The following is a 12674-nucleotide window of genomic DNA, read 5'->3' on the forward strand; positions in this document are numbered from 1 at the left end:
ACACTCAGGCGCGGGCCGCGGCCCTCCGCACGAGGTCGACGAGCAGCTCGGTGAAGGACGGGCCGCCCTGCGCCGCGTATGCCTGGGCCGCCTGCGGGTAGAGCGAGGTCTCGGTCATCCCGGGGGCGACGTTCATGTCGAGGAACCACGGGGTACCCTCGGCGTCGACGACGAGGTCGGTGCGGGACAGGTCCCGCAGACCGAGCGCCCGGTGCGCGGCGACGGCGGCCTCGCACGCCGCCCGAGCGGTCTCCTCGTCCAGGCGCGCCGGGACGAAGTACTCGGTCCGGCCCGCGTTGTAGCGCGCGTCGTAGTCGTAGGGCCCCTCGGTGACGATCTCGACCGGTGGGAGCGCGACGGGGCCGTCCGCGGTCTCGACGACGGACACCGCCACCTCCGTGCCCACGACAGCTCGCTCGACCAGGGCGGCGTTGCCGTAGGAGAAGCAGGCGACCATCGCGTCGGGCAGGTCCTCGGTGCGCTCGACGACGGTCACGCCGAGCGCGGAGCCACCGTCCTCGGGCTTGACGACGAGGGGCAGCCCGAGCCCGGCGACGGCGGTCGACAGCACCGGGGCGGAGCCGATCTCGTGGAACAGCCCGCGCGGCAGCGTGACGAACGCCGGCGTGGCGACACCCGCGGCGCTGACGATCGCCTTGGCCACCGGCTTGCGCGACGCCAGGCGGCACGGGCCCGAGGTGCTGCCCACGTAGGGGATGTCGAGGAGCTCGAGGAGCCCGCGGATCGAGCCGTCCTCCCCGGTGGAGCCGTGAACCAGCGGGAGGACGACGTCGGGGCGGTTCTCACGCAGGTGGGGCAGGAGGTCGGCGTCGAGGTCGCGGACCTCGACCGTGAGGCCGGCGTCGCGCAGCAGCTGGGCCACGCGGCGGCCCGAGCGCAACGACACGTCACGCTCGTGGGACAGCCCGCCGGCGAGGACGAGGACGCGCAGGTCGTTCGGCACGGTTTCGGCAGTGGTCATCGTGGCTCCGCTCTGTCTCAGGCCTGGTCCGGGCTCGGGGTGTCGACGAGGTGCTCGCCCGGAGGGCGCGTGCCGGCCGTCCCGAACATCTCGGTGAGCTCGAGCTCGGCGCGCACCACCCCGGCAAGGCGACGCACACCCTCCCGGATGCGCTCCGGCGTGGGGTAGCAGAAGGACAGACGCATGTGGTCGGCGCCCTGCCCGTCGGCGTAGAAGGCGGTCCCGGACACGTAGGCGACGAGGTTCGTCACCGCGCGCGGCAGCATCGCCTTGGCGTCGAGGCCCGGCGGGAGGGTCACCCACGTATAGAAGCCGCCCGTGGGCACGGTCCAGCTCGCCTCGGGCAGGTACTCGGTGAGCGCCGACATCATCGCGTCGCGGCGGGTGCGGTACTCCTCGCGGAACTGCTTGACCTGGCCGTACCAGTCGTAGCCCTCGAGGTAGGAGGTGATCGACAGCTGGCTGAAGCGCGAGGGCGACAGGATGGCCGCCTCGCTGGCCAGGACGAGCTTCTCCCGCACGGCGTGCGGTGCCGCCGCCCAGCCGACCCGGTAGCCCGGTGCGAAGGTCTTGGAGAAGGACCCGAGGTAGACGACGCCGTCGGGGTTGTAGCTCTTGAGCGAGGGCATCGGGTCGCCGTCGAAGCCGAGCAGCCCGTAGGGGTTGTCCTCGAGGATGAGGACGCCGTAGCGGCGGCAGATCTCCACGACCTGCGGCCGGCGCTCCTCGGTGAGGGTGACGCCGCCGGGGTTGTGGAAGTTCGGCACGGTGTAGAGCATCTTCACCCGCCGGCCCTCGGCCTTGAGGCGCCGCAGGGTCGCCTCGAGCTCCTCGGGGACCAGCCCGTCCCCGTCCATCGGCACGTGGACGATGTCGGCCTGGTAGGCGCGGAAGACACCGAGGGCGCCGACGTAGCTCGGGGCCTCCGCGACGACGACGTCGCCCGGGTCGATGAAGATCTCGGTGACGAGGTCCAGCGCCTGCTGCGACCCGGTGGTGACGACGACGTCGTCCGGGTGGGCGTGGACGTGGTCGTAGCGCATGACCTCGACGATCTGCTCGCGCATCGCGACCTCGCCCTGGCCGCTGCCGTACTGCAGCGCCTCGGGCCCACGGTCGCGGAGCAGCTTGGCCGTCATGTCGGCGAGGAAGTCGATCGGCAGCCCGGAGATGTTCGGCATGCCGCCGGCGAGGGACACGACCTCGGGGCGGCTGGCGACGGCGAAGAGCGCCCGGATCTCCGAGGAGCGCATCCCGTGGGCGCGCTCTGCGTAGGAGTCGAACCACGGGTCCAGCCGTGTTCCGGCGGCAGCACGCTCGCTGCCGGGGGTCCGGGGCTCGGGGTTCGTCATGTGGTGTGCCTCCTCCTGCGCGCTCGTCGACGCGTCTGCCAGGCTACGCCGCCCGCGCCCCGATCCCGCGCACCGTGTCAGGGAACGAGCGCGGCGAGCTCCGCGGCGAGGGTCGGCTTGGGGCGGGCACCGACGATCGAGGAGACAAGCTCGCCGTCCCGGAAGAGCAGGAGCGTGGGGATCGACTCGATCCCGTAGGCCTGCGTCGTGTCCGGGTTCTCGTCGACCTCGACGGCGACGACGCGTAGCCGGTCCCCGTAGTCGGCGGCGAGCTCGGAGAGCACCGGCGCGAGCTTGAGGCAGGGCTGGCACCAGGGCGCCCAGAAGTCGACGAGGACCGGGCCGCTCGCGCCGAGCACCTCGGTGGCGAAGGTGTCGTCGGTCACCTGCGCCACCGAGGGGGAGGAGCCGTTCACAGGGAGACGGCGCCCTGCGGGGTCTGCGAGGCGTCGGTGGCCGGCTCGGCGGCCTCGCCGAGGGCGGCGAGGTAGCGCTCGGCGTCCAGGGCGGCGGCGCAGCCGGTGCCGGCCGCGGTGATGGCCTGGCGGTAGGTGTGGTCGACGGCGTCGCCGCAGGCGAAGACGCCGGGCACGCTCGTGGCGGTGGAGGGGGAGGTGACGACGATGTAGCCGTTCTCGTCCAGCTCGACCTGACCGACGAGCATGTCGGTGCGCGGCACGTGGCCGATGGCGACGAAGAGGCCGGTCGCGTCCATCTCGCGCTCCTCACCGGTGACGGTGTCGCGCAGGGTGAGGCCGGTGACCTTCTCGGTGCCGTGGATCGCGGTGATCTCGCTGTTCCAGGCGAACTCGATCTTCGGGTTCGACATCGCGCGGTCGGCCATGATCTTCGAGGCCCGCAGCTCGTCGCGGCGGTGCACGATCGTCACCTTGGAGGCGAACTTCGTGAGGAAGGTGGCCTCCTCCATCGCGCTGTCCCCGCCGCCGGCGACGACGATGTGCTGGTCGCGGAAGAAGAAGCCGTCGCAGGTGGCGCAGTAGGAGACGCCGCGCCCGCCGAGGGTCTTCTCCCCCTCGAGGCCGAGCTCCTTGTAGGCGGAGCCGTTGGCGAGGATGACCGAGCGGGCCCGGTAGGTGTCGCCCTCCGCCGTCGTCACGGTCTTGACGTCACCGGCGAGGTCGACCGACACGGCGTCGTCGTAGACGACGGTGGCGCCGAACTTCTCCGCCTGCGTCTGCATCTTGTCCATGAGCTCGGGGCCCATGACGCCCTCGGGGAAGCCGGGGAAGTTCTCGACCTCGGTCGTGTTCATGAGGGCGCCGCCGGCGGTGACGGCGCCGGCGATGACGACGGGCGCGAGGTTCGCGCGGGCGGCGTAGATCGCAGCGGTGTAGCCGGCGGGGCCGGAACCGACGATGACGACCTCGTGCAGGGTGGTCGGGGTGGTGCTCGTCATGGAAGTCCTTCGTCGCTCGGGGGTGCTGCTCAGGTCAAGGCCCGGAGGCCCGGATTTGTTCCGGTGTCACTGGACGGTGAGCTCGGCGAGCTCGATGCGGTTGCGGCCGTCGGAGTCGGCCACGGGCAGCGAGGTGAACCACAGGACGATGCTGTCGGTCTCGACCGGCTCGGCGAAGGTGAAGGTCGTCGCCGGGCCCATGGGGCCGGACGCGAGGACCTCGCCCTCGGTGGGGGTGTCCGGACCGGTGGCCCGGATCTCGACGTTCCCGCCCTGGCCCATGAGGTCCACGGTGACGGCGGAGACGCGAGTGGCCTCCTGGAGCGCCACGTGCAGGCCGATCCCGGTCTTCATGCCGTACTGCGGGTCGACGTAGGAGCGGGAGCGCCAGTAGGTGTTCGGGTCGCCGTCCAGGGCCTGCGGGGTGAGCTCGGGGTTCTCCGCGCCGTCGCCCTCGGGGTCGAGCGGGGCGAGGGAGGCGACGACGGGCGGGGCGGCCGGCGGCGCCGTCTCCTCGGGCTCCGGCTGCTCCGGCTCGGTGGCCTCCTGGGTCGCGGGGGCCCGGGTGGGCTCGGGGGCGACGTAGTTGTCCGGGGCCGCGGTGATGGTGCGGAAGGCGATGATCGCGCCGATGAGCAGGGCGACGAGCGCGACCGCGAGGACGATCGGCGTCGGGTCCAGGTGCCGCTCCCGGAAGGGTACCGGCGCGCCGGGCTCGCGCTCGGGCTCCTCGGCGACCACGGACTCCCACGAGCGGTCCTGGGTCTGCGGGGTGGGCGCGGCCGCGGGCTCCGGGCGCGGCGGGTCGGCGGGCACCCGGCCGTGCTCGACGGCGGCGCGCACGTCCGCCTCCCGGGTCTCGGCCAGCTCCTGCTCGGCTCTGGCCTCCCGCTCGGCGGCGCGGGCCGCCGCGGCTGCGGAGACCTTGCCGGCGCCGGCGGAGAGGCGCTGCCGCAGCGCGTCGACCCCCTTGCGGGTGGTGTCGGCGACGGCGGAGGCCGCCCCGCCCACACCGGCACCGATCGTCGCGGTGACGGTCGAGCCGCGCGGGTGGCGGGCGGCGGAGGTCGTGGCGGCGTCGTCCTCGGGGGCGACGACGGCGGTGAAGTCCTCGGGGGCGCCGGCGCCGCTCGGCACCGGGCGCGGCTGCCAGCCGCTCGTGTCGAGCGCGGGGGTCCGGTCGGCGGCCTGGTCGGGGGTGTCGGCGACGACCTCGTCCCAGGTGGGGGCGGCCGCTTCAGCCGCCGTCGTCGCGGGCTCGACCTCGCCCGAGGGGGTCTGCGTCTCCTCGGCAGCGGGCTCGACTGCGGCCGGCTCCTCGGGCGCGGGCTGCTCGGAGGCGGCCTGCTGCTCCCCGGACGTCGGCAGCTCCGCCGGCTCCTCGGGTGCGGGCTCCTCGGCCGGCGCGACCGGGGCCCCGGCAGTGGCCGGGACGACCGGCGCGGCGGCACCCGGAACGGCCGCAGCGGCCGCACCGGCACCGGCGACCGTCGCCGCAGCACCGGCCGCCGCGACGCCACCAGCGGTGAGCGGCCACACCGGGCGGTCGCTCGTCAGGGCCTCGACGTTGATGTCGCGCCACGGGGCGAGCTCGCGGATGAGCTCGCTCGGCGTGCGCGGGCCCTCCCCGGCGAAGCTGCGGGTGCACAGCGCCCCGAGGTCCGCGGGGACGCCGTCGCGCAGGCTGCTCGGCGCGACGGGGACGCCGGCCACGACGGGCGCGGCGGGGACCTGGGCGGCGAGCTCGGGTCCGTCGTCGGGCTCGGGCCAGGTGCCGGTGAGGGCGAGGTAGAGAAGGCGGACGAGGCCGAGGGTGTCGACCTGGGCGGCGGAGATCGGGTCCTGGTCGATGCCGAGGTAGGCGGCGGCGACGCCGAGGCCGCCGAGCCGGACCTGGCCGTCCGCCGTCACGTGCACGGCCGAGGGCAGCAGGAGGAGGTGGTGGACGCCGCGGCGGCGGGCCGCCTCGAGGGCGCTGGCCACCTCGCCGACGACGGCGCGGGCCTGCTCGGGCGCCATGGGCCCGGCGGTGGCGATCTCGGCGAGGGAGGGGCCGCCGGCGACGTCGGTGACGACGAAGGCGTGGTCCTCGTGGGCGCCGACGTCGAGCACCCGCTCGAGGCGGGGGTCGTCGACGAGGGCGGCGCGGCGCGCTGCGTCGAGTGTCTCGGCGGAGGCGCCGGTCGTCGAGGGCAGCACGAGGGCGCGGACCTCGCGCTCGAGGATCTCGTCGCGTCCCTGCCACAGCGCGGTGCCGGGCAGGACGGGGGTGAGCTCGCGGTCGAGGAGGTAGCGCCCGGACAGCAGCGTGCCCTGCTCGAGTGTGGGTGCGGTACCCGGTCCGTGGTCGTCCAGCGTCCTGCTCCCTCTGTCCGGTCCCGGTCCCGGGCCCCTGTCGTCCGGGCCCATCGTACTGACTGGCGTCCCCGCGTCCCCCGCCCACCCGCGCAGGCCCGGCACCCGTGCCGCCACCTTCCGCAGCACGCGCAGCGCGGGCGTGAGGATGACGTCGAGCTCGGAGACCTTGAGCAGCCGCAGCATGAGGAGGTAGCCGACGCCCATGAGTCCGCCGACCAGCGCCACCTTGACGAGCGACTGGGCCGCGCGGGCGACGTCGGACTCGGCCGTGGACACCGGGCCGACGACGTGGAGGAGCAGCCAGCCCAGCAGGAGCGGGGGCGTGGCGGCGAGGACGATGCGCAGGTGGCTGCGCAGCACGCGCCCGCCGTCGAGGCTCGGCAGCTTGAGGCGCAGCGCGAGGTAGGCGACGACGGAGCCGACGACGTTGGAGGCCGCATTGGCGACGGCCGCGCCGACGAGCCACCACTCCGGGGGCAGGAGCATCGACACGAGGCAGCCGACGATGACGATCGCGGTGAGCGGGACCTGCAGCTTGAAGAGGGACTTGGTGTCCTCGAAGGCGTAGTAGACCCGCTGGATCATGGTGAACGCACCGAGGGCGGCGATGCCGCCGAGCAGGCCGACGAGCACCCGGGCGGTGCCCTGGGCCTCCGGCACCGTCATCGTCAGCGAGGCCACCTGGACGAGCGGCAGCGCGAGGACCGCCAGGGCGCCGCTGGCGAAGATGGTGAACACGGCGATCGTCCGCAGCCCGAGGGACAGGTCGTCGCGCACCTTCGCTGTCTCACCGGAGGCCGCGTAGCCGGAGACGCGCGTGAACAGCGCCGTCACGAGCGAGACGGTGATGAGCGACTGGGGCAGCAGGTAGAGGAAGTTCGCGTTGTCCCAGGCGGCGTTGCCGGGGATGAAGCCCTCGCCGCGGTCTGCGGCAGCGGCCGCGAGGTTGGAGATCGCGATGAAGCCGAGCTGGGCGACGAGGAGGCTGGCGAAGGCCCAGGTCGCGACCTTGCTCGCCCGGCCCAGCCCGGAGCCGCGCAGGCCCCAGCGCGGCCGGAAGCGGAAGCCGGAGCGGTGCAGCGGGACGATGAGGATGAGCGCCTGGAGGGCGACGCCGAGGGTCGCGGTGCCGCCGATGACCCCGATGCGCAGCCCGTCCCACGCCGCCGGGTCCTCGTGCGCGCCGGTCATCCGCCCGCCGAAGACGACGATGTAGGCGAGGAGCCCCACGAGCGCGACGACGTTGTTGAGCGCCGGCGCCCACATGAACGGCCCGAAGTTGCCGCGCGCATTGAGCACCTGGCCGAGCAGCGTGTACATCCCGTAGAAGAACAGCTGCGGCACGCACCAGAAGGCGAAGGCGACGGCGATGTCGAACCACGCCGGGTCCAGCTCGGAGGCGTAGACGGTGACGAGCAGGGACGCCCCGGCAGTGAGGAGGACGGTGAGCCCGAGGAGCGCGGCGCCGGCCATGGTGAGCAGCCGGTTGACGTACTCGTCGCCGCCGTCGCGCTGCTTCATCGCGCGAACGATCTGCGGGACGAGGATCGCGTTGAGGACGCCGCCCGCGACGAGCATGTAGACGACGTTGGGCAGCTTGTTCGCCACCGAGAAGGAGTTCGCGGCGCCGGTGAGGCCGATCGCGCCGATGAGCGCGATGTTGCGGAGCAGGCCGAGCAGCCGGGAGACGAGCGTTCCGGAGAACATCACCGCGGCCGAGCCGGCCAGGCCGCGACGTCCTTCGCTCATGCGCTGCTCTCCTCGGGCTGGGCGGTGCCGAGCGGTCCGCGGCGGCGCGCGCGGCGCACCGTCCGCACGAGGCCGGCGACGAGCATGACGACGAGCAGGCCGGCGACGACGGCGGTGCCCACCGTCTCCCAGTCCGCGCGCACCCGCACCTGGATCTCGGTGGGCTCGTTGATGACCGCGCCGTCGGGGGCCGCGAGGACGACGTCGACGACGACGTCCCCGCTGCCGACGGCGTGGACGGGCACCTGCGCGGTCGCGGACTGCTGGGCGGGGATCTCGAGGGTGACGTCGTCGTCGGCGACGAGGCGTGCGTCGCGGGGGTTGAGGTGGACGACGACGGTCGCGGGCCGTGACATCTCGTTGGTGACCGCGACGGGGATGTGCGCCTCCTCGTTGATGAGGTTGAGCGTGCTGCCGGGACGGGCGGCGACGAGCCCGCGCCGTTCCCCGGAGGCCTCCTCGGCGGCGTCGACGAGCTCGCCGCGGGTGCCGGGCCGGTCCCGCCAGGCCGCCGAGGTCACCTCGAGCAGGGCGGTGCGGACCGGCTCGACGAGCACCTCGGGCTCCTCGAGGACACCGGCGAAGGCGGTGGTCCGGGCGAGGACCTCGGTGACGCGGTCCAGCTCCTCGGCGCCGACCTCACCGTCCTCGACGACCGTCTCGGGCAGGTTCTCCCGCTCGAGCTCGGGCGCCTCCCGCTCGAGCATCTCGGCGAGCCCCACCCGCTCGAGCCAGGGAGCCTGGGCAAGCGCGTCGAGCTGCTCACCGAGGACCGCGGGGTCACCGGCGAAGTCGCGGGGCAGGGTGAGGAGGAGGTCGCGGCGGTCCGCGGGGCGCTCGCGGGCGACGACGGCCGTCTCGGCGAGGAGGTACTGGCGGGCGGTGAGGGGGTCGAGGGCGACGGGACCGTCCGTGTCCGGGTTGATCGGCAGCAGCGTCCCGCTGAGCAGCGCGGAGAGCCGCTCGTCGGTGAGGACCGCCGGCAGCGTCGTGCCGTTGACGGCGACGTCGGCGCGCGCGGAGGGCGTGTAGGTGAGCTGGGAGGTGGCCGCCAGGCCGGTGCTCGGCAGCACGACGGAGGCGGCACCGGCGGCGGAGAGAGCACTGAGGGTGGCGGCGTCGGGCGCCTCGGCCGCGGGCCAGGCCAGGCCCGTGCCGGCGGTCAGGCCCAGCCCCTCGAGGGCGGCGTCCCGGGCGGACGCGACGTCCGCGATGAGGTCGGTGCGCCCGGCGTGGGTGAGCGCGGAGGCGTCGGCGTCCGCCCAGAGCAGGGCGTGGACGGCGCGGCCGGGCGCGTCGGCGAAGTCGCGGACCGTGCTGCGCAGGGTGGTCTTCGGGGCGGTGTCCGGGTCCGTGGGGTCCTCGGTGGGCTCCGCGTCCGCCGGCTCACCGGCGGTGAGGTCGACGACGGCGGGCACGTCGACGAGCAGGGACGGGTCGACGGCGAGGTCGACGTCGGGACGGTCGAGGGCGGCGAGGAGCGGCTCGAGGCGGTCGGCGGCGACGACGTCGAGGCGGGTGCCGGTCTCCTGAGCGGTCGCCCGCTCCGGTGCCGTGGGCGAGGCGGCGGCGAGGACGGCCAGCGGCATCGTCTCCACCTCGAGGTCCGGCCACCACAGGAGGAAGCTGCGCGCCGCCGCGAGGTCCGGGGCACGGGAGGTGTCGGCCTCGTGGACGGTCACCTCCAGGCCGCGCGGCCCCCAGCCGGCGTACCCGGTGGAGAAGGGCACGGCCTCCGGCGGGACGGTGAGGGTGAAGTCGGCCGTCGCGCCCGGCGCGAGCGGCTCCTCCAGCCGCTCGGCGTGCAGGAGGGTCGTGGCCGAGCGGGACGTCGGGTCGAGCCACCGCTCGAGGAGGGACCGGCTGATGGGGGTGCTCTGCTGGGCGCGCAGCCGCAGCTCCGGCACGACGATCTCGCTGTCGGTACCGTTCGTCACCGTGCCGCGCACGACGAGCTCCTCACCGGGGGTGAGGACGGCGGGGGCGATGTCGGTGAGCGAGACCGCGACGTCGTCCGCCGTCGGGTCCGACGTGGTCGCGGTGGCGGCGGTGGGCACGAGGCAGAGGATCGCCGCGAGCAGCAGGAGCACGAGCGCTCGCGGGCCGGCCCCGGACGAGGTCCAGGTGGTGTTCATGCGCGTCCGGCCAGCACGTCCCTCGCGGTGGCGACCACGCGCCGCTCGTTCGGGTAGGCGAGGCGCGAGGCGACCTCGGTGAGGCTGACCCAGGCGACGTCCTCGGCCTCGCAGTCGGGGTCGTTCTCGATCGTCAGCTCCCCGCCGGTGGCCTCGAGGAGGTAGTGGTGGACGACCTTGTGGACCCGGCGGTCGTCACCGGAGAACCAGTAGTCGATGGTGGCGAGGTGGCGCAGCACCCGCCCGGTGATGCCGGTCTCCTCCGCGATCTCGCGGACGGCGGCCTCCTCGGGGGTCTCCTCGCCCTCGAGGTGCCCCTTGGGCAGGCACCACTCCAGCCGCCCGCCCCTGTTGCGCCGGGCGATGACGGCGGTGAACGCCTGCCGGTCCTCCACCCGCACGACCAGGCCCCCGGCCGAGGTCTCGTCCACGACCGGCAGCAGCGTCGAGCGAGGCGGCGCGGCGCGCGGACGCGGCGGCGCAGGGACGCGCCGACGCGGCGAGGGGACGGCGGACATGAGGTCACCATAATCAACTGACCTGGGGGATGCGGCGGTCACGCGCACGACGGCGGCACATCCGGGACGTGACCGACGCCCGTCCCGGCGACGTGGCCCCCGCCGTCGTCGACGTGGCAGGCTGTGGCAAGTGCCGCCCGCCAACGACTCGACCTCCGCGCTCGCTCGCACGGCCGCCGCCGCGTTCACCTCGCTGCCGCCCGCCGTCCTCGAGCTGGGCACCGTCTTCGCCGACGCCGGCCACGAGCTCGCGCTCGTCGGCGGCCCCGTCCGCGACGCCTTCCTCGGCACGGTGAGCCACGACCTCGACTTCGCGACCTCCGCCCGGCCCGACGACACCGAGCGGCTGCTCGCCCGCTGGGCCGACGCCCACTGGGACGTGGGCAAGGAGTTCGGGACGATCGGGGCACGTAAGGGTGACGTCGTCGTCGAGGTGACGACGTACCGCACCGAGGCCTACGAGGCCGACTCCCGCAAGCCTGTCGTCGAGTACGGCGACACCCTCGAGGGCGACCTCACCCGCCGCGACTTCACCGTCAACGCGATGGCGGTGCGCCTGCCCGCCCTCACCTTCGTCGACCCCCACGGCGGGCTCGAGGACCTGCGGGCCGGGGTGCTGCGCACGCCGGTGGAGCCGGAGCAGTCCTTCGACGACGACCCGCTGCGGATCATGCGGGCCGTGCGCTTCACCGCCCAGCTCGGCTTCGAGGTCGAGCCCGGGACGATGGCGGCGATGTCGGCGATGGCCGAGCGGCTGGCGATCGTCTCCCCCGAGCGGGTGCGCGCCGAGCTCGAGCGGATGCTCCTCACCGAGCGGCCCCGCCGCGGCCTGGAGCTCATGGTCTACACGGGGGTCGCCGCCGTCGTGCTCCCCGAGCTCGACGAGCTGCAGCGCACCGTCGACGAGCACCGCCGGCACAAGGACGTCTACGAGCACACTCTCGTCGTCCTCGACCAGGCAGTCGCGATGGAGACGGGCCCCGACGGGCCGGTGCCCGCCCCCGACCTCGTCCTGCGCCTGGCCGCGGTGCTCCACGACATCGGCAAGCCGGCCACCCGGCGCTTCGAGCCGGGCGGCGGGGTCAGCTTCCACCACCACGAGCTCGTCGGCGCGCGGATGGCGGCCAAGCGGCTCAAGGCGCTGCGCTTCGACAAGCAGACGATCAAGGACGTGTCCCGGCTCGTCGAGCTGCACCTGCGCTTCCACGGCTACGGGGAGAGCGCGTGGACCGACTCCGCGGTGCGCCGCTACGTCACCGACGCCGGCCCGCTCCTCGAGCGGCTCCACCGCCTCACCCGCGCAGACTGCACGACCCGCAACCGCCGCAAGGCCATGCGGCTGGCCGCGGCCTACGACGACCTCGAGGAGCGCATCGCGGCGCTCGCCGAGGAGGAGGAGCTGGCCAGGATCCGGCCGGACCTCGACGGCGAGCAGATCATGGCGATCCTCGGCGTCCCGCCCGGCCCGGTGGTGGGCCGCGCCTACCGCTTCCTCCTCGACCTGCGCATGGAGCGCGGGCCGCTCGGGGAGGACGCCGCCCGCGAGGCCCTCGAGGCCTGGTGGGCCGCCAACCAGGACTGACCCCGTCCCGCCCGGGCACTGTCGGCGTGAGAGGCGTGGGGGCTACTCGACGGGCTGGAGGAGGCCGGTGTCGACGTCGTAGAGGAAGCCCCCGGCGGCCACGGTGTCCGGGATGAGCGGGTGGGAGCGCACCTTGGCGACCTCCGCGCGGATCGACTGGACCTGGTCGGTGATGACGCCGAGCGACATCCACGTCGCGTCCTGCCCCTGGAGACGGCCGATCTCCGCCTGCAGCTCCTCCTCCGAGCGGGAGGCCATCGCGCACCGGGTGTGGTGGACGACGAGCACGCGGTCGACGTTGAGCAGGTTCGTCCCGAGCACGAGGGCGACGAGCACCTGGTCGGTGACGCGGCCGCCGGGGTTGCGCAGGATCTTCGCGTCGCCCGGCTCGAGGCCGATCATCCCGAGCGGGTCGATCCGCGAGTCCATGCAGGTGACGACGGCGACGCCCGCCCGGGCGACGCCGTCGAAGCCCGCGAGGGAGAAGTCCTCGGCGTAGCGCGCGTTCGCGGCGAGCAGGTCAGCGAAGGGTTCGGTCATGGCGGCGACGGTACTCCGCCGCGCCGTCGTCCTTCGCGTCG

Annotated in this window: 9 protein-coding genes; 1 reads left to right on the forward strand and 8 read right to left on the reverse strand. The window is 74.2% G+C overall.

Annotated elements, in window-relative coordinates:
- Nucleotides 1-4: 4 nt before the first annotated feature.
- The 7 genes from AA0005_RS01715 to AA0005_RS01745 all read right to left on the reverse strand — a co-directional run bounded on the left by AA0005_RS01715 (nucleotide 5) and on the right by AA0005_RS01745 (nucleotide 10511).
- Nucleotides 5-982, reverse strand: coding sequence for a D-alanine--D-alanine ligase (locus tag AA0005_RS01715; RefSeq protein WP_413451704.1), 978 nt, complete (start codon nucleotides 980-982; stop codon nucleotides 5-7).
- Between the two features lie 17 nt (nucleotides 983-999).
- Entirely contained in the window at nucleotides 1000-2334 is a 1335-nt protein-coding gene (locus AA0005_RS01720; RefSeq protein ID WP_413451705.1) for a PLP-dependent aminotransferase family protein, read from the reverse strand.
- A gap of 77 nt (nucleotides 2335-2411) precedes the next feature.
- The gene (gene trxA, locus AA0005_RS01725; protein ID WP_413451706.1) at nucleotides 2412-2750 is read right to left on the reverse strand and encodes a thioredoxin; all 339 of its coding nucleotides are present in this window, start codon (nucleotides 2748-2750) and stop codon (nucleotides 2412-2414) included.
- A complete protein-coding gene (trxB, locus tag AA0005_RS01730) occupies nucleotides 2747-3751 on the reverse strand; it encodes a thioredoxin-disulfide reductase (protein ID WP_413451707.1) in 1005 nt (334 codons plus the stop codon). Before trxB ends, trxA begins: the two co-directional genes overlap by 4 nt.
- 66 nt (nucleotides 3752-3817) lie before the next feature.
- Complete coding sequence (locus AA0005_RS01735) at nucleotides 3818-7858, reverse strand: murein biosynthesis integral membrane protein MurJ (RefSeq protein WP_413451708.1); 4041 nt, start codon at nucleotides 7856-7858, stop codon at nucleotides 3818-3820.
- Nucleotides 7855-9993, reverse strand: a complete 2139-nt coding sequence (locus tag AA0005_RS01740; protein ID WP_413451709.1) for a DUF6049 family protein — start codon at nucleotides 9991-9993, stop codon at nucleotides 7855-7857. Before AA0005_RS01740 ends, AA0005_RS01735 begins: the two co-directional genes overlap by 4 nt.
- Nucleotides 9990-10511 (reverse strand): NUDIX hydrolase, encoded by a 522-nt coding sequence (locus tag AA0005_RS01745; RefSeq protein WP_110853897.1) that lies wholly within the window; start codon nucleotides 10509-10511, stop codon nucleotides 9990-9992. The genes AA0005_RS01740 and AA0005_RS01745 overlap by 4 nt, the downstream gene beginning before the upstream one ends.
- A 130-nt stretch (nucleotides 10512-10641) precedes the next feature.
- On the opposite strand from AA0005_RS01745, the gene AA0005_RS01750 reads away from it, so the two are divergent.
- Nucleotides 10642-12093: a CCA tRNA nucleotidyltransferase gene (locus AA0005_RS01750; RefSeq protein ID WP_413451710.1), complete on the forward strand. Its 1452-nt coding sequence runs from the start codon at nucleotides 10642-10644 to the stop codon at nucleotides 12091-12093.
- 42 nt (nucleotides 12094-12135) lie between these two features.
- Here AA0005_RS01750 and AA0005_RS01755 read toward each other — a convergent pair whose 3' ends face one another.
- On the reverse strand, nucleotides 12136-12633 hold the full coding sequence (locus tag AA0005_RS01755; RefSeq protein ID WP_413451711.1) for a beta-class carbonic anhydrase: 498 nt from the start codon (nucleotides 12631-12633) through the stop codon (nucleotides 12136-12138).
- Nucleotides 12634-12674: the final 41 nt, after the last annotated feature.

Source organism: Georgenia phoenicis, assembly GCF_047302425.1.
In the GTDB taxonomy this organism is placed as follows: domain Bacteria; phylum Actinomycetota; class Actinomycetes; order Actinomycetales; family Actinomycetaceae; genus Oceanitalea.

Coding starts and splice junctions, on each gene's coding strand:
- AA0005_RS01715 (WP_413451704.1), bottom strand. CDS start 982: ATGACCACTGCCGAAACCGTGCCGAACGACCTGCGCGTCCTCGTCCTC.
- AA0005_RS01720 (WP_413451705.1), bottom strand. CDS start 2,334: ATGACGAACCCCGAGCCCCGGACCCCCGGCAGCGAGCGTGCTGCCGCC.
- trxB (WP_413451707.1), bottom strand. CDS start 3,751: ATGACGAGCACCACCCCGACCACCCTGCACGAGGTCGTCATCGTCGGT.
- AA0005_RS01735 (WP_413451708.1), bottom strand. CDS start 7,858: ATGAGCGAAGGACGTCGCGGCCTGGCCGGCTCGGCCGCGGTGATGTTC.
- AA0005_RS01740 (WP_413451709.1), bottom strand. CDS start 9,993: ATGAACACCACCTGGACCTCGTCCGGGGCCGGCCCGCGAGCGCTCGTG.
- AA0005_RS01745 (WP_110853897.1), bottom strand. CDS start 10,511: ATGTCCGCCGTCCCCTCGCCGCGTCGGCGCGTCCCTGCGCCGCCGCGT.
- AA0005_RS01755 (WP_413451711.1), bottom strand. CDS start 12,633: ATGACCGAACCCTTCGCTGACCTGCTCGCCGCGAACGCGCGCTACGCC.